Genomic DNA, 19046 nt, shown 5'->3' with positions numbered 1-19046 from the left:
CTACGACAATAATATTATTATACTAAAACAAACAAAAACGACCGACTAATGCGCTTTTTTGTATCTAAAGCTTTTCAATAATAATTAAAATTTTCTACCAATACCTAAACCTACAACTAGGGGATCGATATTTACTTCAACTGGCAACACACCTAAACCTGTATCCACTCTTACATCTGACGTAATTAACAATTGTTTTACATCTAGATTTAAAAACCATTTTTCATTTAAATTATAATCTATACCGCCTTGAAATGAAAATCCAAAGGTGTTTTCGTAATCCATACCCACTACATCCCCTTCATCAACTCCGTAAAAAATAGTATAATTAATACCAGCTCCAATATAGGGTTTGAAATCTCCAGTATAAAAATGATATTGAAAATTTAAGGTTGGAGGTAATAACCATGCATGACCCAAATTAAGGTTTCCGGCTACACTTTTAACTTCCACATCATGCTTGGTCGTTGCCAAAATTAACTCGACAGCTAAATTTTTTGTGAAGAAATATGTAAAGTCCAACTCCGGAACAAAAGTCGTGGAAATACCTACATCCACCCCTTCTAAATCATCTCCTGCCATAGGAATTACTGAAATAACTCTAAAGCGCGCTTGCCATTTACTATAATTATTGTTAGATGTTAGCCTCTCTTGTGCTTGCGTATTAAATATAAATACGAATAACATCAATGCACTAAATATTAAATTTTTCATGATATAAAGTTTTAAAATTATACCACAAAAATAATTTTAAATTACCTCTTAAATCCTGATAAAAATCATAGATAAGAATTGGCAAATACAGCAAACTAAAAATCAACGCAATAACTTATATATAAAAGATATTAAATTTTGAAATGAAATAATCATATAATTTATATTAAAATTTAGTTATTAATTTCAAATCATAGACAGTTAATCGTATTTTTACAACCACTTAACCTGTTTTTTAAAATAATATATGACAATCAACAATTATATAGATCATACGCTGCTTAAACCTTCAGCAACCCTAAAAGAAATAGAAACGCTATGCGATGAAGCCAAGAAATATAATTTTTTCAGTGTTTGCATTAATGGCTTTTACGTACCTTTAGCAAAAGAACTTTTAGCTAAATCTAATGTGAAAATCTGTTCTGTTGTTGGATTTCCTTTAGGAGCTATGACTACCGAAACAAAAGTCTTTGAAGCACAACAAGCTATTTCAGATGGCGCCGATGAGATAGATATGGTTATTAATATTGGCATGCTAAAAAGCAAGAATTTTGTCAAAGTCTACACCGATATCCGCGACGTTAAAATTGCTATAGGCACAAATACACTAAAGGTTATTTTAGAGATAAGTGAGCTATCAAAAAATGAAATCGTTAAGGCTTGCCAGATATGTCTAGATGCTAAAGCTGATTATATTAAAACCTCCACTGGTTTTTCAAAAAGTGGCGCTACATTGACTGCTGTGAAAATGATAAAAAAAACGGTGAAAGATGGTGCTAAAATAAAGGCTTCAGGCGGAATAAGAACATTGGAAACTGCAAAAAAATATATTGATGCTGGCGTTGATAGAATAGGCGCATCAGCAGGTGTTTCTATGATGGTAAACAAAGAATTAAAATTATAACCCAATAAAACAAACGTAATTATGAGTGTACATATTGATGCCAAAAAGGGAGATATTGCCGAGACGATATTATTGCCTGGTGATCCTTTGCGCGCTAAATGGATAGCAGAAACATTTTTAGAAAACCCAAAATGTTTTAATGAAGTAAGAAACATGTTTGGATACACAGGAACGTTTAATGGAAAACCTATTTCCGTAATGGGAACAGGAATGGGAGTTCCAAGTATATCTATTTATGCAAATGAGCTTATAACGGAGTTTGGCGTTAAAAATCTAATACGTGTTGGTAGTGCTGGATCTTATCAAGAACATGTAAAGGTTAGGGATATCGTTTTAGCTATGGCAGCCTCATCGGACTCTGGTGTTAATGAATTACGCTTTGGTGGTGCCAATTTTGCCCCAACTGCCGACTTTAACTTATTTCAGAAAGCAGTTGAAGTCGCTAAAATTAAAAATATTTCTATAAAAGCTGGTAATATCTTCACTTCGGATGAGTTCTATACGGACAATAAAGAAGCTTATAAAAAATGGTCTAAATTTGGTGTGCTTTGCGTAGAAATGGAAACTGCCGGACTTTATACGGTGGCAGCGAAACACAATGTAAATGCTTTGACTATTTTAACCATTTCAGACTCTCTAGTTACTGGTGAGCGCACGACTAGTAAAGAACGCGAAACAACATTCAAGGACATGATTAAGATCGCCTTGGAATTGGCTTAATTAATAAATACTATTTGCATGAAATTTCTGGTAACCTTTATTTTTATCGGTTTTTTATCTCTTTCTAGCTGTAGCGAAAAATCAGATAACAAAACGCTAACGACCTTATATTTTATTCGCCATTCTGAAAAAGACAGAAGCAATCCAGACAACAAAAATCCACATTTAACAATACTTGGAAAAGAAAGAGCGCAATACTGGGCGGAGGTGCTTCAGCATATAAAGTTTGATGCAATCTATACCACAAATTATAATAGAACTATTGAAACTGGTGCACCGACGGCAAAAAACAATAATCTAACTGTTCAGTTTTATAATGCCGACAAATTGGATGCCGAAAAAATGCTAATTGACAACAAAGGAAATAACGTACTTATTGTTGGGCATAGTGATACAACTCCCAAATTTGTAAATAAGTTTTTAGAAACTAATAGTTATCAAGAAATTGATGATAGTAATAATGGTAATTTATATATACTGACCATTACAGATGATATAATTACTGATTTTCTTCTAACGATGAACCCATAGTAATATTTTCTAGCTTAATTTTAGATAGTAATTTGAGTAAATCTTTTTGAAACAAATCATCTAGATCTTCTACTGAAACCCCTTCAGTTTCTGATTTATAATTATTATAATCTACAAAGCGTAAGTCTCCTACATACCTTTCGTTATAAGCTTCACGGAACCTTAAACCTAAACTACCATCCACTTCTTTATAGGAATAAGCTAAATAATCTACCTTAAAGGTTTCTATGTTGATCCAATAAATAAATTCATCTTCAAAATCTTCGCCTCCGCCTTCTTCATTAAAGGTGACTTTAATTTTATGGTAAGGCACATCTTTTATTGAAACAATTCCTAACAACTCTTTCTTAACTGCTTCCGAGTTTAGACCATAAGGTAACACCGAAAAATAATGAACAGAATTTACAGATGCGCTTAACTTATTAGCAGTTGTATCTGCAACACTCACCATTTTTTTATCAATAAATCGCTCAAAACCATTGTTAGTCACGTAATCTTCAATAAATCCAACCGAGTCTTTAAGGAATTCTCTTGAAATAGAAAACAGACCCTTATTTCGGTCGGCACGGTACATTTTATCTCTAAATTGAAATGAATAAGCAGATGTATCAAATTTATCACCACCGGCAACCGTTATAGATTTATTAATAATATCAGTAGCCGTCAATTTCTTATTATTTGTTTGACAGCTCGATAAAAATAAGATCAAAAATAATGCGCTTAAATACTTCATAAAACAATATATTTCCCAATTCTGTCGTAAATCTAACGAATACTTACGGCTTAAATTCAAAAAGCAATCATAATTTATTTACCTTTGACTTATATGCAGAATACCATAAACATAAGGAATAAGAAGGCGAGATTTCAATATGAAATTTTAGATAAATATACAGCTGGTATTGTACTAACTGGTACCGAAATAAAATCCATTAGAAGCAGTAAAGCATCCATTGCTGAAAGTTTTTGTGAATTTAACGAGAAAGGTGAATTATTTGTAATCAATATGACGATTGAAGAATATTTATATGGCACCTATTACAATCATAAACCAAAAGCCTCGCGTAAACTGTTATTAAACAAGCGTGAACTTAAAAAATTACTAAAGGAAGTTCAAAACTCTGGACTGACTATCATACCGTTGCGTTTATTTATTAACGACAAAGGTTACGCCAAACTGGTAATAGCTTTGGCGCGTGGAAAGAAATTATTTGATAAGCGCGAAACTATTAAGGATCGGGACAATAAAGTTCGATTAGATCGGATTAAAAAAAGTTTTTAATGCTTACTCATGAAAAAAACTCTTATTTTTTTAGTCTTTTTTATACTATTTTCACAATTACAAGCCCAACTACTACTAGATCCAAGTTCTAGAAAGGTTGGTACTATTGATGCCATCATAACTGAATTATATGCCGTTAATTCGGGTAAAAAAGGTTACGACCGGAATTGGACAGATTATAAATATTTGTTTTATCCAGGAGCGAAAATTATTCCAACAGGAAGGAGTTTAGACGGCAATCATTTAGCGAAATATATGAGCGCGGATGAATATAAAGACGTTTCTGGCGAATGGCTAAAAAGCAAAGGTTACATTGAAAAAGAGATTCATCGTAAAATGGATGTTTTTGGTAATATTGCACATGTTTTTAGCACGTTTCAAGTATATCATAGCGAGGATGATCCATACCCTGCCATGCGTGGCATTAAAAGTATTCAGTTATTAAATGACGGAATGCGTTGGTGGATTATAAACGTCTATTGGATGCAGGAAACACCTGTAAAACCAATTCCTAGAGATTATTTACCAGATTAATTTAAAGTCGAAAAAAATATTAATTTTTATTTTCTAAAAGCGGTACAAAACGGAATTCACCAAATTCGTGCTTTTCAAAATCTTTAGCGCTATTTCTAATAAATAACGTCATGGTTTGAACGTTATCACCAACAGGAATTACCAATCGCCCCCCAATAGCTAATTGACTCAATAACGGACTCGGCACAAAAGGCGCACCTGCTGTAACAATTATACTATTAAAAGGTGCTTCTTCTTTTAAACCGATATAACCATCACCAAAAATTAATTTTTTAGCGCGATAGCCCAATTTCGGTAAAAACTTACTTGTTTTTTTAAACAGTTCATGTTGACGCTCTATACTGTAAACTTGAGCGCCAAGCTCACAAAGCACTGCTGTTTGATAACCACTTCCTGTACCTATTTCTAAAACTTTATCGCCTTTTTGAATTTGTAGTAATTCAGACTGAAATGCAACGGTGTAAGGTTGCGATATAGTTTGATCAGCACCAATAGGAAATGCTTTGTCTTGGTAAGCATGATCTAAAAAACCAGAATCCATAAATAAATGACGTGGGATTTTACCAATAGCTTTTAGTACATTCGTATCTGTAATTCCTTTATCTTTAACAACCTGTACAAGTTGCTGGCGCATGCCTTTATGTCTAAATGTATCTTTCAATGTATCTTGTTTATTAAAGCATAAAATTACACAAACATTCCAAGGGTTAAAATTAAACAGCCGTAACTTATCCACATTTTAAAAGCCTATATTTTATGCCTATTTTCACATAAATAAATGATGAAAAACCTTATTTTTGTTCAAAACGATAATAAAATGATAAAAGCAGGTGTTTTAGGCGCAGGCCATTTAGGTAAAATTCATTTACGGCTCTTAAGCCAGTCTGATAAATATGAACTTGTAGGATTCTACGATGCCGATGAAGCCAATGCTAAAAAAGTAGAAGCCGAATTTGGCTATAAATACTTTAACACCATCGATGCGCTTATTGCTGCTGTTGATATGGTAGACATTGTAACGCCTACCCTTTCACATTACGATTGTGCTAAAAAAGCCATAGCACAAGGCAAACATATTTTTATTGAAAAACCAATTACTAATACGGTTGAAGAGGCTGAAGAAATTCGTGAACTCCTCTCCCACCATAATATTCGTGGACAAGTTGGACATGTGGAACGTTTTAACCCGGCGTTTATAGCCGTTAAAGATAAAATTGAAAACCCCATGTTTATTGAAACACACCGCTTGGCGGAATTTAATCCGCGAGGAACGGATGTTCCTGTAGTTTTAGATTTAATGATTCATGATATTGATATTATTTTGAGTGTTGTAAAATCTAAAGTAAAAAGTGTTTCTGCTAGTGGCGTTTCAGTTATTAGCGATACGCCAGATATTGCCAACGCCCGAATTGAATTTGAAAATGGCTGTGTTGCTAATTTAACTGCCAGTAGGATTTCATTAAAAAACATGCGTAAAACCCGGTTTTTTCAACGTGATGCTTATATTTCTGTCGATTTTCTAGAGAAGAAATGTGAAGTGGTAAAAATGAAAGATGCTCCAGAAATTCCTGGCGATTTTGATATGGTTTTACAAAATGCCGAAGGTGTTAAAAAGCAAATCTATTTTGACAATCCAGATGTAACGGATAATAATGCCATTTTAGATGAATTGGAGACTTTTGCCGATGCCATTAATAATAACACAACGCCAGTTGTTACACTTCACGATGGCACAGAAGCATTGCGTGTGGCAACAATGATTATTAATCAATTTTAATTCTCACGAAAGTGGGAATCTCATTATACGTCATTTACATAAAGGTTAAGAGAGGGAAATTTCTTTCTGATTAATATCGGAACTCATAAGTAACATTAAACATTACATTAACAAGATTCCCTTTTTTAAGGGAATGAAAATAAATTTTCAATGAAAAACATAGCAGTAATAGGAGCCGGAACCATGGGAAATGGCATTGCACATACATTTGCACAAAGTGGTTTTAAAGTACAATTAATTGATATTAGTGAAGAGTCCTTAAAAAAAGGTTTAGCTACCATTTCTAAAAATCTAGATAGAATGGTTGCTAAAGAAAAGATCACCGAAGCTCAAAAACAAGAAACGTTAGATAATATTACCACATATACCGATACGGTTGAAGGTGTTAAAAATGTGAATTTAGTAGTTGAAGCTGCTACTGAAAACATCGATTTAAAGTTAAAAATATTTAAGCAGTTAGACGCTGTTTGTTCTCAAGATACCATATTGGCTACGAACACATCTTCTATTTCCATCACACAAATTGCAGCTGTTACTAACAGGCCAAGTCAAGTTATTGGCATGCATTTTATGAACCCAGTGCCGATCATGAAGTTAGTAGAAATTATTCGCGGTTATAGCACGAGTAACGATGTGACAAAAACCATTATGGAACTTTCTAAAAAATTAGGAAAAATACCGACAGAAGTCAACGATTACCCAGGTTTTGTAGCTAACCGTATTTTAATGCCTATGCTTAACGAATCTATTGAAACTTTATATAATGGCGTTGCTGGTGTTGAAGAAATAGATACCGTTATGAAGCTAGGTATGGCACATCCAATGGGACCATTACAACTAGCCGATTTTATTGGACTAGATGTGTGCTTATCTATTTTAAATGTTATGTACGACGGATTTAAAAACCCTAAATACGCACCATGCCCACTTTTGATTAATATGGTGAGAGCGGGGAAATTAGGTGTAAAATCTGGTGAAGGTTTTTATGATTATTCCGAAAGTCGTAAAGCTGAAAATGTAGCCAAGCAGTTTTTAAAATAAGTGGTCAGTTAGCCTTTCAATTTTAAACTATGAGGTTTCAAGATTTATTAGCATATAAAAAAGGATTTACTTTAGCTATGAAAATATTTAATATATCAAAATCCTTTCCTAAAGAAGAAACATGTTCATTGACTGATCAAATTAGAAGATCTTCAAGAAGTGTTTGCGCCAATTTAGCTGAAACTTATAGAAAAAGGTTATATCCTAAACAGGTTACCAGCAAATTAAGTGATGGCGATGCTGAAAATTCTGAAACACAAATTTGGTTAGAATTTTCACTAGCTTATAAATATATACATCAAAAAACTTTAGATAAATTATCAACTGAATCTGTTGAGGTTGGTAAATTAATTATATGATTCTAAATCCTGAAAAATTTGGCTCAAGTTAATAACCTAATCACTAATCCCGATAACTATCGGAACTGAATACTGAAAGTTACATGGTTAAAATAATTCCTTTTAAAGCGGTTCGTCCAACCCGAGACAAAGTCAGTCTTGTGGCAGCGCGATCCTATCAAAGTTACTCCAAAGAACAGCGTGAATCGCGTTTACGCGACAATCCATTTTCGTTTTTACATATTGTAAATCCTGGCTACCGTTTTGAAAAGGAAATTTCTGGTATTGAACGGTATTCATTAGTCAAAAACAGATATTTAGAGTTTAAGGAAGAAAATATTTTTGTACAAGATGAAAAACCCACCTATTATATTTATAAAATAGTAGATAGAGAAAATCAGGAGTTTAATGGAATTGTTGCCGCTACAAGTGCTTTAGATTATGAAAACGATCTTATAAAAAAACACGAAGACACTATAGAATATCGTGAAATCATTTTTAAAGAATATTTAAAAACAGTAGGCTTTAACGCGGAGCCCGTGCTCCTCACCTATCCAGATAATGCGGTAATTAAAGGCATTATCTCCGAAAAACAAAAGGAACGACCGGAATATGAGTTCACTACAACCTACAGGGATACACATTATTTATGGCGGGTAGATGAACCAGAGTTATTGAAAAATATCGAGGAAGAGTTTAAAAGTATGCCGCATATTTATATTGCGGACGGCCATCACCGATCTGCATCTTCCTACTTATTGTATAAAGATTTGAAAGCGTTAAACCCAAATCATCAAGGTGATGAACCTTATAATTTTTTTATGAGCTATTTGATTCCTGAATCCGATTTACGCATTCATGAATTTAACCGTTTAGTAAAAGATTTAAACGGTTTATCTAAAGATGCTTTTTTAATTCAATTAGACACAGTGTATCGTATTGAAAATCGGGGGACTAATCCGTATAAGCCAACCCAGAAACATCATTTTAGTATGTATTTAGATGGTGATTTTTATTCGCTTTACTTAAGAAAAAGTGCTTATAATAATGATACATCTTTAGATAGTTTAGATGCGCAAATTCTTTATAAAACTATTCTAGAACCCATTTTAGGTGTTGAAGACTTGCGAAATGATGAGCGCATTTTTTACATGAATGGCAAAAAAGATATTGTTAACCTAAAGAGCAATGTGGATAGCGGCGATTTTGCTGTCGGTTTTGTCATGGTTGCTGTAACGATCGAAGAAATGAAGCAAATTGCTGACGATGGCTTAAAAATGCCACCAAAGTCAACATTTATTGAGCCCAAACTGCGAAGCGGTATAACTATTTATGAGTTTTAATGAAAGCGTATCTCTGCCTTTTATTCGGTTTTATTTCAGTTACTTTATTTTCACAAAATAAACGCGACACGGTAATAGACAGTACAATTTATCCATTATTTTACAATAATTATGAACTTGTTAAAAACGAAATAATTAAGCTTGAAGAAAATTATGGATATGAAAGTAATTTAAAATATCTATTATTAAATAGAAGTTTTGAAGAAAGCGATATTAATTTCTTTAAAACTGAATTAACCACACTCGTTAAGGATTATGGCTTCAATTTAGCCTATGAACCTGATAACACATCTTACTATGAAGCTATTACAACTGGCGAATTAGCTGTTTGGTTTAAAAGTATGTATCTTAAAAATCATGTTATTTGGTTAGATAACAACTTTTTAAAACAAGCAGATTTACGGCAATTAAACGGCCTTCAGAATAAAACGGTCATGTATAACAAATTACGTTATGAAATTACACAAAAAGTAACTCTAGATTCCATTCAGAAAAAAGAACAACAAAAAGTATTTGAAGATGTTGCTTTCGAAAATCTATCGGAGTTTTATGCACTCACCAGAAAATTGGATAAATATCCAACGGGCAAAAATTTCGCTTTAATACAAAATGATTTTACTATTCTGGAATATCAGAATTTTGGAATTAAGCGTAATTTCGAGAAATCATGGATATTGTTTGAACCCTTTTATAGAAAGGCATATTTAAAACATGCTATAGATTATACCATATATAAGAGATACGATGTTTACAGTTTTATACATTATAAAAATCAGCGCTATGGTTTAATTTCTATTTTTGATATTCCGGAAACCTATCAGGAAGATCTGTTTTCGATACCTATTCGCGATTTAGAGTTTTCAAACAAGGCCAAAACAGAATTTAATTGGAAAAAATAATTAATACTATGTCAATTAAGCAAAATTTACAATCTATAAAGTCTAAAATCCCAGAAAATGTAACATTTGTTGCAGTTTCAAAAACTAAACCTAACAACGATATTATGGAAGCTTATGATGCCGGCCAGCGCATTTTTGGTGAAAATAAAATTCAAGAAATGGTTGATAAGCACGAAGCGCTCCCAAAAGATATCGAGTGGCACATGATTGGACACGTACAGCGTAACAAAGTAAAATACATGGCGTCTTTTGTAAGTTTAATTCACGGTGTGGATAGTTTTAAACTGCTAAAAGAAATCAATAAACAAGCTGAAAAAGAATCGCGCGTTATTGACTGCTTACTTCAAATAAAAATTGCGGAGGAGGATTCTAAATTTGGAATGGCTAAAGCTGATGCTATAAATATGTTACAAGCCGATATTTTCAAAGAACTCAAAAACATACAAATTACTGGTGTTATGGGAATGGCTACTTTTACAGATGATGAAGCGCAAGTTACCGCAGAATTCAACCGATTAAAATCAGTTTTTGATGACTTAAAAATTTTTTATACCGATTTAAAAATTATATCTATGGGCATGAGTGGCGATTACGAATTAGCAATAAATTGCGGAAGCAACATGATTCGCGTAGGAAGTAGTATCTTTGGCGAACGAAATTATTAAAACATGAAATACGCCAAAAAATAGCATATTTTCATGAAAATCAACAACAAATAACAGCATACTTATTTACGCAATTCTCGACATAGAAACCACTGGTGGTAAATACAACGAAGAAGGTATTACAGAAATAGCAATCTATAAATTTGATGGGCATAAAGTAGTCGATCAATTTATAAGCTTGGTAAATCCTGAACGCGAAATTCAACCTTTTGTAGTGAATTTAACAGGTATTAATAGCAAGATGCTTCGCACTGCTCCTAAATTTTATGAAGTCGCTAAGCGTATTGTTGAAATGACAGAAGACTGCATTATTGTAGCTCACAATTCACAATTTGACTATCGCATATTAAAAACGGAATTCGATCGTTTGGGGTTTCCTTTTAAACGTAAAACACTATGTACGGTTGAATTGTCTAAAAAACTAATTCCTGGTCAAGACTCCTATAGTTTAGGGAAATTAGCACGCTCTTTGGGGATTCCTGTTAGTGATAGACATCGCGCAAATGGTGATGCTATGGCAACGGTTACACTTTTTAAAATGCTGCTTTCCAAAGATTCGGACAAAGTAATTGTAAAAGATACCATTCAATTAGAAGCTAAAAAAGAAATTGCTTCCAATTTAAAAAATATTATTAAGGAACTTCCGCATTCAACGGGCGTATATTACATTCATAATGCAGATGGCGATATTATTTATATAGGCAAGAGCAATAATATAAAAAACAGAATCAGTCAGCATTTTACAAGTAATAGTTCAAAATCAAAAAAATTACAACGCGACGCCGCTACCGTAACCTACGAACATACCGGCAGTGAATTAGTAGCTTTGTTAAAAGAAAGTGAAGAGATTAAACGTATTAAGCCTATTTTTAATCGCGCGTTACGTCGTAATATTTTCACGCATGCGCTCTATTCATTTACTGATGAAAATGGCTATATCAATTTAGTTATAGATAAAGCCGATGGTAGAAAAAAACCAATAACTACATTTGCAAATAGACAAAGCGCCAAAAGTTTTTTATTTAATGCTGTAGAGGAATTTCAGCTATGTCAAAAACTAACTGGTTTATATCCAACGAAAACCAGTTGCTTTAATTACGATATTAAACAATGTTTAGGTGCCTGTATTCAAGAAGAATCACCGGAAGATTATAATAATCGAGTTTTAAGTTTAATTGCAAAAAACAGCTATAGTAACGAAAGTATGGTTATTATTGATCGCGCTCGCGAAATAGATGAGCGCAGCGCTATTTTAATAGAAAATGGTGTTTTTAAAGGTTTGGGCTATTTTAATCTTAACTATCAAATAACCAAAAGGGAGGTTCTACAATCATTAATAACCCCGATGGAAAACAACCGAGACGCTCAGCATATTATTAAAAACTTCTTAAGAAAAAATAAAAAAACAAAAATTATAAAGTTCGAAAACTAATCGGTTTACATAAACTTTTGATAATTTTAAAAATATGAAGGAAAGACTCTTTAAACCTTGGCAATCCAAGCTTCATGACATTATATATGAAGCGGATACACCAGCTGGAAAACTATTTGATGTTCTATTATTAATAGTTATTCTGGCCAGTATCATTTTGGTAATGCTAGAAAGTGTCAAAAGCATTCAAATACAGTTTCATGCATTTTTAAATATATCGGAGTGGATCATTACTGCACTTTTTAGTGTTGAATATATTTTACGAATAGTTACCGTAAAGAAACCATTAAAATATATCACTAGTTTTTATGGTATTATTGATTTATTATCAACCCTTCCAAAATTTATATCTCTACTTTTCCCTGGAACTCAAGCGTTAGTAGCATTACGTGCTTTACGTTTGTTAAGGGTATTTAGAATTTTAAAATTAGCACGCTTTTTAGGAGCTTCCAACCATTTGGTCACTGCCATAAAAGCAAGTCGCGCCAAAATATTTGTATTCCTGTTTGCGGTGGTTATAGCGGCTACTATTTTCGGGACGGTTATGTATCTTGTAGAAGGTGAAGCCAGTGGCTTTAACAGTATCCCTAAAAGTATTTATTGGTCTATTGTGACGCTAACAACTGTAGGGTTTGGAGACATTGCTCCTGTTACACCATTAGGTCAGTTTATAGCAACTATTATAATGGTTTTAGGTTACGGTATAATTGCTGTTCCTACTGGAATTGTTTCGGCAGAATATACGCGGAAAGCCAATATAAAAGATGGGATTGATAGAAATGTTTCAAATCAGCTTAATGCTTATCCCCCAGACCCTGCGGATGTTGATTTAAATTCATTATCCTGTCCTTATTGCATGGAAGAAAATCACCGAGATTCTGCAAAGTTTTGTTATAATTGTGGCCATTCACTATATTTTATTCCTAAAAAAAATTAACTTTTACTAATTATGCCTAACAATTACCTTATTTCCATTGTAGGCCCTACAGCCATTGGTAAAACAGCTTTAAGTATTAAATTGGCACAGTATTTTAATACTGATATTATTTCAGCCGATTCACGACAGTTCTACAAAGAAATGCAAATAGGAACGGCAGCACCAACATCTTCAGAACTTCAAGCGGCTAGACATCATTTTATTCATCATAAATCTATTAAGGACGATTATAATGTAGGGGCATTTGAAAAAGATGCTATTTCCAGATTAAACGACTTATTTACAAACCATAATATCGTAATTATGGTTGGCGGTTCTGGTTTATATGTAGATGCGGTATCAAATGGTTTAGACGACTTTCCAGAAGTTGATAAAAGTATCCGAAACCAATTGAACGCCAAACTAGAATCTGAAGGATTACAGTCGCTACAAGAGCAACTGAAGACCTTGGATCCTATTTCCTATAAAGATATAGCATTAGATAATCCGCAACGGGTAATTAGAGCTTTAGAAATTTGCATAGGAAGCGGAAAGCCTTATTCTTCTTTTTTGAAACAAGCTCGTGTCCAGCGAAACTTTAAAACTATTTCGATTGGTTTGACTGCGGATCGCGAAAAAATTTACAATCGTATAAATAAGCGTGTAGAAATTATGATGAAAAGCGGTTTATTAGATGAAGTAAAAAGCCTTGAAGATAAAGCAGATCTAAACGCTTTGAATACGGTGGGATATAAAGAAATCTTTAACTTTTTAAAAGGTGAATGGACTTTAGAATTTGCCATTTCTGAAATTCAGAAAAATAGCCGCAGATTTGCCAAACGGCAACTAACCTGGTTTAAAAGAAATAAAGACACGTATTGGTTTGATTTTGAATCCGATATTGAAACCATTATCAAACATATAAAAACTAAAATTAAAGGATAAAAAAAACCAGCTGTTAAAGCTGGCTTTTTCTGTATGCTATAATTAGTTTTCTGAATCTGTATTCACAACTAATCTGAAACCTTCACCATGAATATTTAGTATTTCTACTTTAGGATCAAGCTTTAAGTATTTTCTCAATTTAGCGATGTAGACATCCATACTTCGAGATGTAAAATAGTTATCGTCACGCCAAATTTTTGTTAGCGCCAATTCCCGTGGCATTAAATCGTTTTCATGTAAAGCCAACAAGCGTAATAGCTCATTTTCTTTAGGTGATAGTTTAATTTGTTCTCCACCATTATAAACTAAAAATCGAAGTTTAGAATTTAATTCAAATCCACCAATAGTGAACTGAAATTGCTTGCTATCTGCAACAGTTTCTGTTGCCTTTCGCTGCATAATAGCTTTAATCTTCATTAATAACACTTCGCTATCAAACGGTTTATTTAAATAATCGTCTGCTCCTACTTTGTATCCTTTTAGTACATCTTCCTTCATAGCTTTTGCTGTTAGGAAAAAAATAGGCACTTCAGCATTTTTCTCACGAATCTCTTTTGCAAGTGTAAAACCATCCTTATACGGCATCATCACATCCAGAATACATAAATCAAAATCATCTTTTTTGAACTTTTCGAAGCCTTCCATGCCATTTTTAGCATGAACAACGTCGTAGTCATTCATCATTAAATAATCCTTCAAAATAGTTCCAAAATTTGGATCATCTTCAACCAATAATATTTTTTTGTTTTGTTCTGTCATAGCTTTATGATATTAGTGGAAGTTTTATAATAAAAGTACTTCCTTTGTCTTTTTCACTTTCAACGGAAATGTGTCCTTGATGGTCTTCAACCATTCGTTTAACGTATGCTAAACCTAACCCATGTCCTTTTACATTATGTATATTTCCTGTGTGTTCTCTGTAAAATTTCTCGAACACTTGTTTTTGAGCGGCTTTACCCATTCCACTTCCTTGATCTTTTATTTTCAAAATAATATTTGTACCAACATTTTCAGTATAAACATCAATTTTTGGGGAATCCGGAGAATACTTCACAGCATTATCCAAAATATTTACTATCACATTTGTAAAGTGCATCTCATTCGCTAAAACGGATGTTTTTTCAGCATTTAAATGCGTGTGTATGTAACCTTTACGGTCTTCAACTATTAACTCAATGTGCGCAATAGCATCTTCAACCAATTCGTGCAGCTCTACACGATCTTTACTTATATTTAATTCGTTTTTTTCAAGTTTAGATATTCGTAACACGTTTTCTACTTGCGCGTGCATACGCTTGTTCTCATCGCGTATCATTTGTAAATATCTTGCTACGCGTTCTTTATCGTCTATGACTTTAGGGTTTTTAATAGCATCTAAAGCTAAATTAATGGTAGCAATAGGTGTTTTAAACTCATGAGTCATATTATTAATAAAATCCGTTTTTATTTCAGAAATTTTACGCTGTCTGAAAAGTTGTAATAAAGCACTTGAATAAGCAATAATTATAATTGACGTAAAAATAATTGATAAAAGCGTCATTCTAATAATAGATGACTGAATGAACTTATTTCGTTTCGGAAAATTAACTAATAGATTATAATTATTTTTATCTATCTCACTTTTAAAAATAGCAATACTGAAAGTTCCTTCCTGCTTTTCAAAGTTATCACTTTGAATTTTTGTAGCTAAATCATTACTATAAATAGCAAACTCATAGTCCAAATCAATATTCTCTTCTTTTAGCTTTTTAGAAAGTAAGTTTCGAATTTGATCTTCTTGAACTCGCTTATGAATTGGAATTCTACTCCCGCGTATTTTAAAAGCTTCATTAAAATGAATACGTTCCGCAGGCGTTATACGTCCGGATTTAATTAAACTTAAAACAGGGTTTGTATTCATGCCCTTATCAAGTCCAGTTTGGTTACTAAAAACCTTTGCTTCTGAAGTACCAATAATACGTTTGATATTTATACTATCTAAACCTATGTCAAAGAGCGACGATGATAATTTATGATTTTCTTCTAAAATACCACTTCTATAAACAAACGTTTCATTGGTATCATTAATTTGAGAAACGATAAATAAATTTGATATGGCAACTGTATCTGCCTGCTTATTCTCATCAACTAGCGTTTGATACTGGTTATAAAAGGTCGTCATCTCTTTTTCTTCAATTTGACGAGAGGTGTAACTTACTGCCTTTCTGACATTAAAATCAAATTGATTCTCTTCGTTTTTAATTGAGTTATTGATATAATAAGCTTGGACAAATATTATACCAACAAGCGACAAACTCATTAACAACACCAATATGACGAATAACTTTTTGCTCATCCTTCAAAATTAACATTTTAACATTTACCTATCTTAGCATTTAACCTTACATTAACAGAAATGTTAAAATTTAGTCGATTATAATAGCTTGTAGTAGTTTTTTATGCACTTTTAGGACCTGATTTTTAGTAGATTCTAAATCTATATTTTCAATTACAAAAGTCGCTTTTTTAATTTTATCAGCTTCTGGTAACTGATTTTTAATAATAGCAAGTACTTGTTCTTTAGTTTTGCTATCACGTTTTATTACGCGCTCAATTCTTATATTTTCTGGAGCTGTAACTAATATCGTAAAATGACAATCCTTTTCACCACCATGTTCAAATAAAATTGCAGTTTCTTTTAATACATAAACAGTTTCCTGTTCTGTTACCCATTGTTTAAAATGATTTGCTACTTTAGGATGTACAATAGCGTTCATCTTATTTAATAAGTCTTTATCACTAAAAATAGCTTGTGCAATAAAAGTTCTATTTATCGTTTCATTGTAGTACGCTTCACTACCAAATAACCCGATTAATTCACGTTTTATAGTTTTTGAACGATTCATTAGTGCTTTTGCTTCGTCATCCGCAATATAAGTGGGTATGCCAATTTCCGCAAATAATTTTGCAACGGTAGTTTTACCACTACCAATTCCTCCTGTTAAACCTACTATTTTCATTCTGTTATAATGTATTCAATTTGATCATGATTAATTTTAACACGACGTAAAACATCTGGCTGCTTGGTAATTCTGGGAATTAAAAACGATTGGTTTTGAGATACTTCAGCAAAATCACATACAATTTGAAAATCTGATGCCGAAATAGTTTTATAGTTCTCTAGACTTGTATAATAATATACGCTAATTTTTTTGGGATAATATTTCAAATTAATATTTTCAGGAATATTTATAACCGTTACAGGAATTTTTAATTTCCCTTCGGTAAACTTTGTTACTTTCGCTTCCACTTCTACTTTACTTGCTGAAAAACTTAATTGTTTAATGTTTTCTGGCAATTTTAATGCAATAGTAGTTTTAATATCTTTTTTTACACCTTGCAGTTTTAGCGTATCCGTTTCAATATAATTCACTGCCGAAACCAATATCTCTGGCCCTATAATTTTAATAGAGTCCGGTACTATTTTAAATTTATCTAAAATGTCATATCCAATAGCATAATTAATCTTTGTATTAATTTTTACTGGCACTTTTTTTATGGCATTCACATCATATTTAAATAATAAGGTGTCAGGTGAAATGCGGACAACATCTACAGTTTCCTTTAATTGAGACTGAATATCCAGAAAAGCTGATTTATTATTCCAAACATAATGCTTGTCTGTTTTAGCCATATTCTGACTGAAATCGATATCTATTTTAGGCGTTTTGAAATAATACTTGAGCAGATTAAAACCGTGAGATTTTAAGCTTATTCGTAGCGTTTTATCAGCGTCATCAAAAATAACCGCAGTTTCAGGTACATTGACCTTATTAATTTGAAACGTAATGGTATTCGTGTATGTATTGGAGAGCTTCATTAAAATAAGCACGCTAAAAGACATCACTAAAAACAAAAAGAAAACATTGATTCTTTTGTTTTTAATTCCTTTCAGGATTTTGGATTTTAAGGCTTTAAATATCATTTGTTTTTGAAAAATAAGTCAGGAAAACGTTCCTCTGGTTTTTTATTACTGAATTTTAATATAATGATAGATTTTATAAAACCGAAGCCATAACCCGTAAATTGAATGATTGTTGCAAAAATTGATTGAAAAGCAATAATTACATTACGCGTGGAAATTAATGCTACAAAAAATAATAGTACAAAATATAAAATGTATGCTGCAAGTAATTGATAATAATCAAAACCGGTTAAAATAAGTGCCAAGACCCATCCGAAAATAAACACAGAAGGAAACCAATAGGTTATTTTTTTTGTTTCTGGATGCCACATATTTAATATTGGACGAACACTACCAAACTTTGAAACTTGTTTATAAAATTTAGCCCAGGATATACGGCGTTTATGATACACAAATGCTTCTGAAATTAATGCTGTTTCATAGCCTAAATTCCAAAGTCGAATAGTTAAATCAGGATCTTCACCTGGATGAATATTTCCAAAACCACCTGTTTTTAAGAAAGCCTCTTTAGAAAGACCCATATTGAAACTTCTCGGTTGAAACTTATCAATTTGTGTTTTATTACCTCTAATGCCACCTGTGGTTATAAAAGAAGTCATCGAAAAGTTTATAGCTTTTTGCAAACTATTAAACGATTCATGAGCTGCATCCGGCCCACCAAAGCAATGGATATATTTTTTAGACAAATAAACGCCTACAGCCTTTAAATATTCTGGCGGCAAAATACAGTCCGAATCCAATATAATAAAGTAATTGCCTTGAGCATGACGCATTCCGTAGTTTCTAGAATCACCTGGACCTGTATTTGTCTTTACTAGATAGGTTATATTTAATCTTTCACTATAACCTTCTATTATTTTATTAGACGGGATAGTAGACCCATCTTCAACAATAACAATCTCATAGCTTTCCTCGGTAATAAGACTACAAAAACTATGTAGCAGCTCGTCTATCTCGTTTGGCCGATTAAAAACAGGTATAATAAATGAAAACTGTAATTCCATAAAGCAAATGTAATTAAACCCACAAAAAAAGCCACTC

At 32.5% G+C, this 19046-nt stretch carries 22 protein-coding genes; 14 read left to right on the top strand and 8 right to left on the bottom strand.

Features of this window, described 5'->3' with window-relative positions; all coding sequences use genetic code 11:
* Window positions 1–84 precede the first annotated feature (84 nt).
* Window positions 85–714 carry an OmpW/AlkL family protein gene (locus BZARG_RS13410; RefSeq protein WP_008639210.1) on the bottom strand — a complete coding sequence of 210 codons (630 nt, stop codon included), beginning with the start codon at window positions 712–714 and terminating at the stop codon, window positions 85–87.
* A gap of 247 nt (window positions 715–961) precedes the next feature.
* Here BZARG_RS13410 and deoC point away from each other — a divergent pair, with 247 nt between their 5' ends.
* The 3 genes from deoC to BZARG_RS13395 are packed head-to-tail and all read left to right on the top strand — an operon-like array spanning window position 962 to window position 2869.
* Window positions 962–1618, top strand: coding sequence for a deoxyribose-phosphate aldolase (gene deoC, locus BZARG_RS13405; protein ID WP_008639218.1), 657 nt, complete (start codon window positions 962–964; stop codon window positions 1616–1618).
* A gap of 21 nt (window positions 1619–1639) precedes the next feature.
* Window positions 1640–2338 (top strand): purine-nucleoside phosphorylase, encoded by a 699-nt coding sequence (deoD, locus tag BZARG_RS13400; protein ID WP_008639263.1) that lies wholly within the window; start codon window positions 1640–1642, stop codon window positions 2336–2338.
* Between the two features lie 18 nt (window positions 2339–2356).
* Window positions 2357–2869: a histidine phosphatase family protein gene (locus tag BZARG_RS13395; protein WP_008639292.1), complete on the top strand. Its 513-nt coding sequence runs from the start codon at window positions 2357–2359 to the stop codon at window positions 2867–2869.
* Here the strand turns inward: BZARG_RS13395 and BZARG_RS13390 are convergent.
* Complete coding sequence (locus tag BZARG_RS13390; protein ID WP_040288813.1) at window positions 2838–3602, bottom strand: DUF6503 family protein; 765 nt, start codon at window positions 3600–3602, stop codon at window positions 2838–2840. The two genes, BZARG_RS13395 and BZARG_RS13390, sit on opposite strands and share 32 nt — an antisense overlap.
* A gap of 93 nt (window positions 3603–3695) precedes the next feature.
* Here BZARG_RS13390 and smpB point away from each other — a divergent pair, with 93 nt between their 5' ends.
* Together smpB and BZARG_RS13380 are read left to right on the top strand one after the other, a co-directional pair.
* Window positions 3696–4151 carry an SsrA-binding protein SmpB gene (smpB, locus tag BZARG_RS13385; protein WP_008639265.1) on the top strand — a complete coding sequence of 152 codons (456 nt, stop codon included), beginning with the start codon at window positions 3696–3698 and terminating at the stop codon, window positions 4149–4151.
* A gap of 9 nt (window positions 4152–4160) precedes the next feature.
* A complete protein-coding gene (locus tag BZARG_RS13380) occupies window positions 4161–4685 on the top strand; it encodes a hypothetical protein (protein ID WP_008639259.1) in 525 nt (174 codons plus the stop codon).
* Between the two features lie 19 nt (window positions 4686–4704).
* On the opposite strand, the gene BZARG_RS13375 is transcribed toward BZARG_RS13380, so the two are convergent.
* On the bottom strand, window positions 4705–5346 hold the full coding sequence (locus BZARG_RS13375; protein ID WP_008639250.1) for a protein-L-isoaspartate(D-aspartate) O-methyltransferase: 642 nt from the start codon (window positions 5344–5346) through the stop codon (window positions 4705–4707).
* Window positions 5347–5502: 156 nt separating this feature from the next.
* Between BZARG_RS13375 and BZARG_RS13370 the strand changes: the two genes are divergently transcribed.
* The 9 genes from BZARG_RS13370 (at window position 5503) to miaA (ending at window position 14041) form a co-directional block, all read left to right on the top strand.
* On the top strand, window positions 5503–6462 hold the full coding sequence (locus BZARG_RS13370) for a Gfo/Idh/MocA family protein (protein WP_008639290.1): 960 nt from the start codon (window positions 5503–5505) through the stop codon (window positions 6460–6462).
* Window positions 6463–6612: 150 nt separating this feature from the next.
* Entirely contained in the window at window positions 6613–7503 is an 891-nt protein-coding gene (locus BZARG_RS13365) for a 3-hydroxyacyl-CoA dehydrogenase family protein (protein WP_008639224.1), read from the top strand.
* Between the two features lie 29 nt (window positions 7504–7532).
* Entirely contained in the window at window positions 7533–7862 is a 330-nt protein-coding gene (locus tag BZARG_RS13360) for a four helix bundle protein (protein ID WP_008639284.1), read from the top strand.
* Between the two features lie 83 nt (window positions 7863–7945).
* On the top strand, window positions 7946–9184 hold the full coding sequence (locus BZARG_RS13355; RefSeq protein WP_008639269.1) for a DUF1015 domain-containing protein: 1239 nt from the start codon (window positions 7946–7948) through the stop codon (window positions 9182–9184).
* Window positions 9184–10083: a hypothetical protein gene (locus BZARG_RS13350; RefSeq protein ID WP_008639242.1), complete on the top strand. Its 900-nt coding sequence runs from the start codon at window positions 9184–9186 to the stop codon at window positions 10081–10083. The genes BZARG_RS13355 and BZARG_RS13350 overlap by 1 nt, the downstream gene beginning before the upstream one ends.
* 8 nt (window positions 10084–10091) lie before the next feature.
* Window positions 10092–10748: a YggS family pyridoxal phosphate-dependent enzyme gene (locus tag BZARG_RS13345; RefSeq protein WP_008639245.1), complete on the top strand. Its 657-nt coding sequence runs from the start codon at window positions 10092–10094 to the stop codon at window positions 10746–10748.
* A gap of 64 nt (window positions 10749–10812) precedes the next feature.
* On the top strand, window positions 10813–12180 hold the full coding sequence (locus BZARG_RS13340; RefSeq protein ID WP_040288810.1) for an exonuclease domain-containing protein: 1368 nt from the start codon (window positions 10813–10815) through the stop codon (window positions 12178–12180).
* A 34-nt stretch (window positions 12181–12214) separates the two neighbouring features.
* Window positions 12215–13117, top strand: coding sequence for an ion transporter (locus tag BZARG_RS13335; RefSeq protein WP_008639232.1), 903 nt, complete (start codon window positions 12215–12217; stop codon window positions 13115–13117).
* Window positions 13118–13129: 12 nt separating this feature from the next.
* Window positions 13130–14041, top strand: coding sequence for a tRNA (adenosine(37)-N6)-dimethylallyltransferase MiaA (gene miaA / locus BZARG_RS13330; RefSeq protein WP_008639208.1), 912 nt, complete (start codon window positions 13130–13132; stop codon window positions 14039–14041).
* 42 nt (window positions 14042–14083) lie between these two features.
* Here the strand turns inward: miaA and BZARG_RS13325 are convergent, their stop codons facing one another.
* The 5 genes from BZARG_RS13325 to BZARG_RS13305 all read right to left on the bottom strand — a co-directional run bounded on the left by BZARG_RS13325 (window position 14084) and on the right by BZARG_RS13305 (window position 19009).
* Window positions 14084–14800 (bottom strand): response regulator transcription factor, encoded by a 717-nt coding sequence (locus BZARG_RS13325; RefSeq protein WP_008639247.1) that lies wholly within the window; start codon window positions 14798–14800, stop codon window positions 14084–14086.
* A 4-nt stretch (window positions 14801–14804) separates the two neighbouring features.
* Window positions 14805–16376, bottom strand: coding sequence for a sensor histidine kinase (locus BZARG_RS13320; protein ID WP_008639261.1), 1572 nt, complete (start codon window positions 16374–16376; stop codon window positions 14805–14807).
* A 70-nt stretch (window positions 16377–16446) separates the two neighbouring features.
* The gene (gene coaE / locus BZARG_RS13315; RefSeq protein ID WP_008639241.1) at window positions 16447–17040 is read right to left on the bottom strand and encodes a dephospho-CoA kinase; all 594 of its coding nucleotides are present in this window, start codon (window positions 17038–17040) and stop codon (window positions 16447–16449) included.
* Window positions 17037–18005, bottom strand: coding sequence for a CdaR family protein (locus tag BZARG_RS13310; RefSeq protein ID WP_008639225.1), 969 nt, complete (start codon window positions 18003–18005; stop codon window positions 17037–17039). Before BZARG_RS13310 ends, coaE begins: the two co-directional genes overlap by 4 nt.
* On the bottom strand, window positions 18002–19009 hold the full coding sequence (locus tag BZARG_RS13305) for a glycosyltransferase (RefSeq protein WP_008639204.1): 1008 nt from the start codon (window positions 19007–19009) through the stop codon (window positions 18002–18004). The genes BZARG_RS13310 and BZARG_RS13305 overlap by 4 nt, the downstream gene beginning before the upstream one ends.
* Window positions 19010–19046 lie beyond the last annotated feature (37 nt).

Source organism: Bizionia argentinensis JUB59 (assembly GCF_000224335.1).
Classification (GTDB): Bacteria; Bacteroidota; Bacteroidia; order Flavobacteriales; family Flavobacteriaceae; genus Algorimicrobium; species Algorimicrobium argentinense.
Note: the sequence above shows the minus strand (reverse complement) of the source record. Positions and strands in the feature narration are given on the sequence as shown.

What these genes read in the sequence shown, in the direction of transcription:
- BZARG_RS13410 (WP_008639210.1), bottom strand. Translation starts at nt 714, where the DNA reads ATGAAAAATTTAATATTTAGTGCATTGATGTTATTCGTATTTATATTT.
- coaE (WP_008639241.1), bottom strand. Translation starts at nt 17,040, where the DNA reads ATGAAAATAGTAGGTTTAACAGGAGGAATTGGTAGTGGTAAAACTACC.
- BZARG_RS13335 (WP_008639232.1), top strand. Translation starts at nt 12,215, where the DNA reads ATGAAGGAAAGACTCTTTAAACCTTGGCAATCCAAGCTTCATGACATT.
- BZARG_RS13350 (WP_008639242.1), top strand. Translation starts at nt 9,184, where the DNA reads ATGAAAGCGTATCTCTGCCTTTTATTCGGTTTTATTTCAGTTACTTTA.
- BZARG_RS13390 (WP_040288813.1), bottom strand. Translation starts at nt 3,602, where the DNA reads ATGAAGTATTTAAGCGCATTATTTTTGATCTTATTTTTATCGAGCTGT.
- BZARG_RS13320 (WP_008639261.1), bottom strand. Translation starts at nt 16,376, where the DNA reads ATGAGCAAAAAGTTATTCGTCATATTGGTGTTGTTAATGAGTTTGTCG.
- BZARG_RS13360 (WP_008639284.1), top strand. Translation starts at nt 7,533, where the DNA reads ATGAGGTTTCAAGATTTATTAGCATATAAAAAAGGATTTACTTTAGCT.
- BZARG_RS13305 (WP_008639204.1), bottom strand. Translation starts at nt 19,009, where the DNA reads ATGGAATTACAGTTTTCATTTATTATACCTGTTTTTAATCGGCCAAAC.
- BZARG_RS13395 (WP_008639292.1), top strand. Translation starts at nt 2,357, where the DNA reads ATGAAATTTCTGGTAACCTTTATTTTTATCGGTTTTTTATCTCTTTCT.
- miaA (WP_008639208.1), top strand. Translation starts at nt 13,130, where the DNA reads ATGCCTAACAATTACCTTATTTCCATTGTAGGCCCTACAGCCATTGGT.
- BZARG_RS13345 (WP_008639245.1), top strand. Translation starts at nt 10,092, where the DNA reads ATGTCAATTAAGCAAAATTTACAATCTATAAAGTCTAAAATCCCAGAA.
- BZARG_RS13365 (WP_008639224.1), top strand. Translation starts at nt 6,613, where the DNA reads ATGAAAAACATAGCAGTAATAGGAGCCGGAACCATGGGAAATGGCATT.
- deoC (WP_008639218.1), top strand. Translation starts at nt 962, where the DNA reads ATGACAATCAACAATTATATAGATCATACGCTGCTTAAACCTTCAGCA.
- deoD (WP_008639263.1), top strand. Translation starts at nt 1,640, where the DNA reads ATGAGTGTACATATTGATGCCAAAAAGGGAGATATTGCCGAGACGATA.
- smpB (WP_008639265.1), top strand. Translation starts at nt 3,696, where the DNA reads ATGCAGAATACCATAAACATAAGGAATAAGAAGGCGAGATTTCAATAT.
- BZARG_RS13380 (WP_008639259.1), top strand. Translation starts at nt 4,161, where the DNA reads ATGAAAAAAACTCTTATTTTTTTAGTCTTTTTTATACTATTTTCACAA.
- BZARG_RS13310 (WP_008639225.1), bottom strand. Translation starts at nt 18,005, where the DNA reads ATGATATTTAAAGCCTTAAAATCCAAAATCCTGAAAGGAATTAAAAAC.
- BZARG_RS13370 (WP_008639290.1), top strand. Translation starts at nt 5,503, where the DNA reads ATGATAAAAGCAGGTGTTTTAGGCGCAGGCCATTTAGGTAAAATTCAT.
- BZARG_RS13355 (WP_008639269.1), top strand. Translation starts at nt 7,946, where the DNA reads ATGGTTAAAATAATTCCTTTTAAAGCGGTTCGTCCAACCCGAGACAAA.
- BZARG_RS13325 (WP_008639247.1), bottom strand. Translation starts at nt 14,800, where the DNA reads ATGACAGAACAAAACAAAAAAATATTATTGGTTGAAGATGATCCAAAT.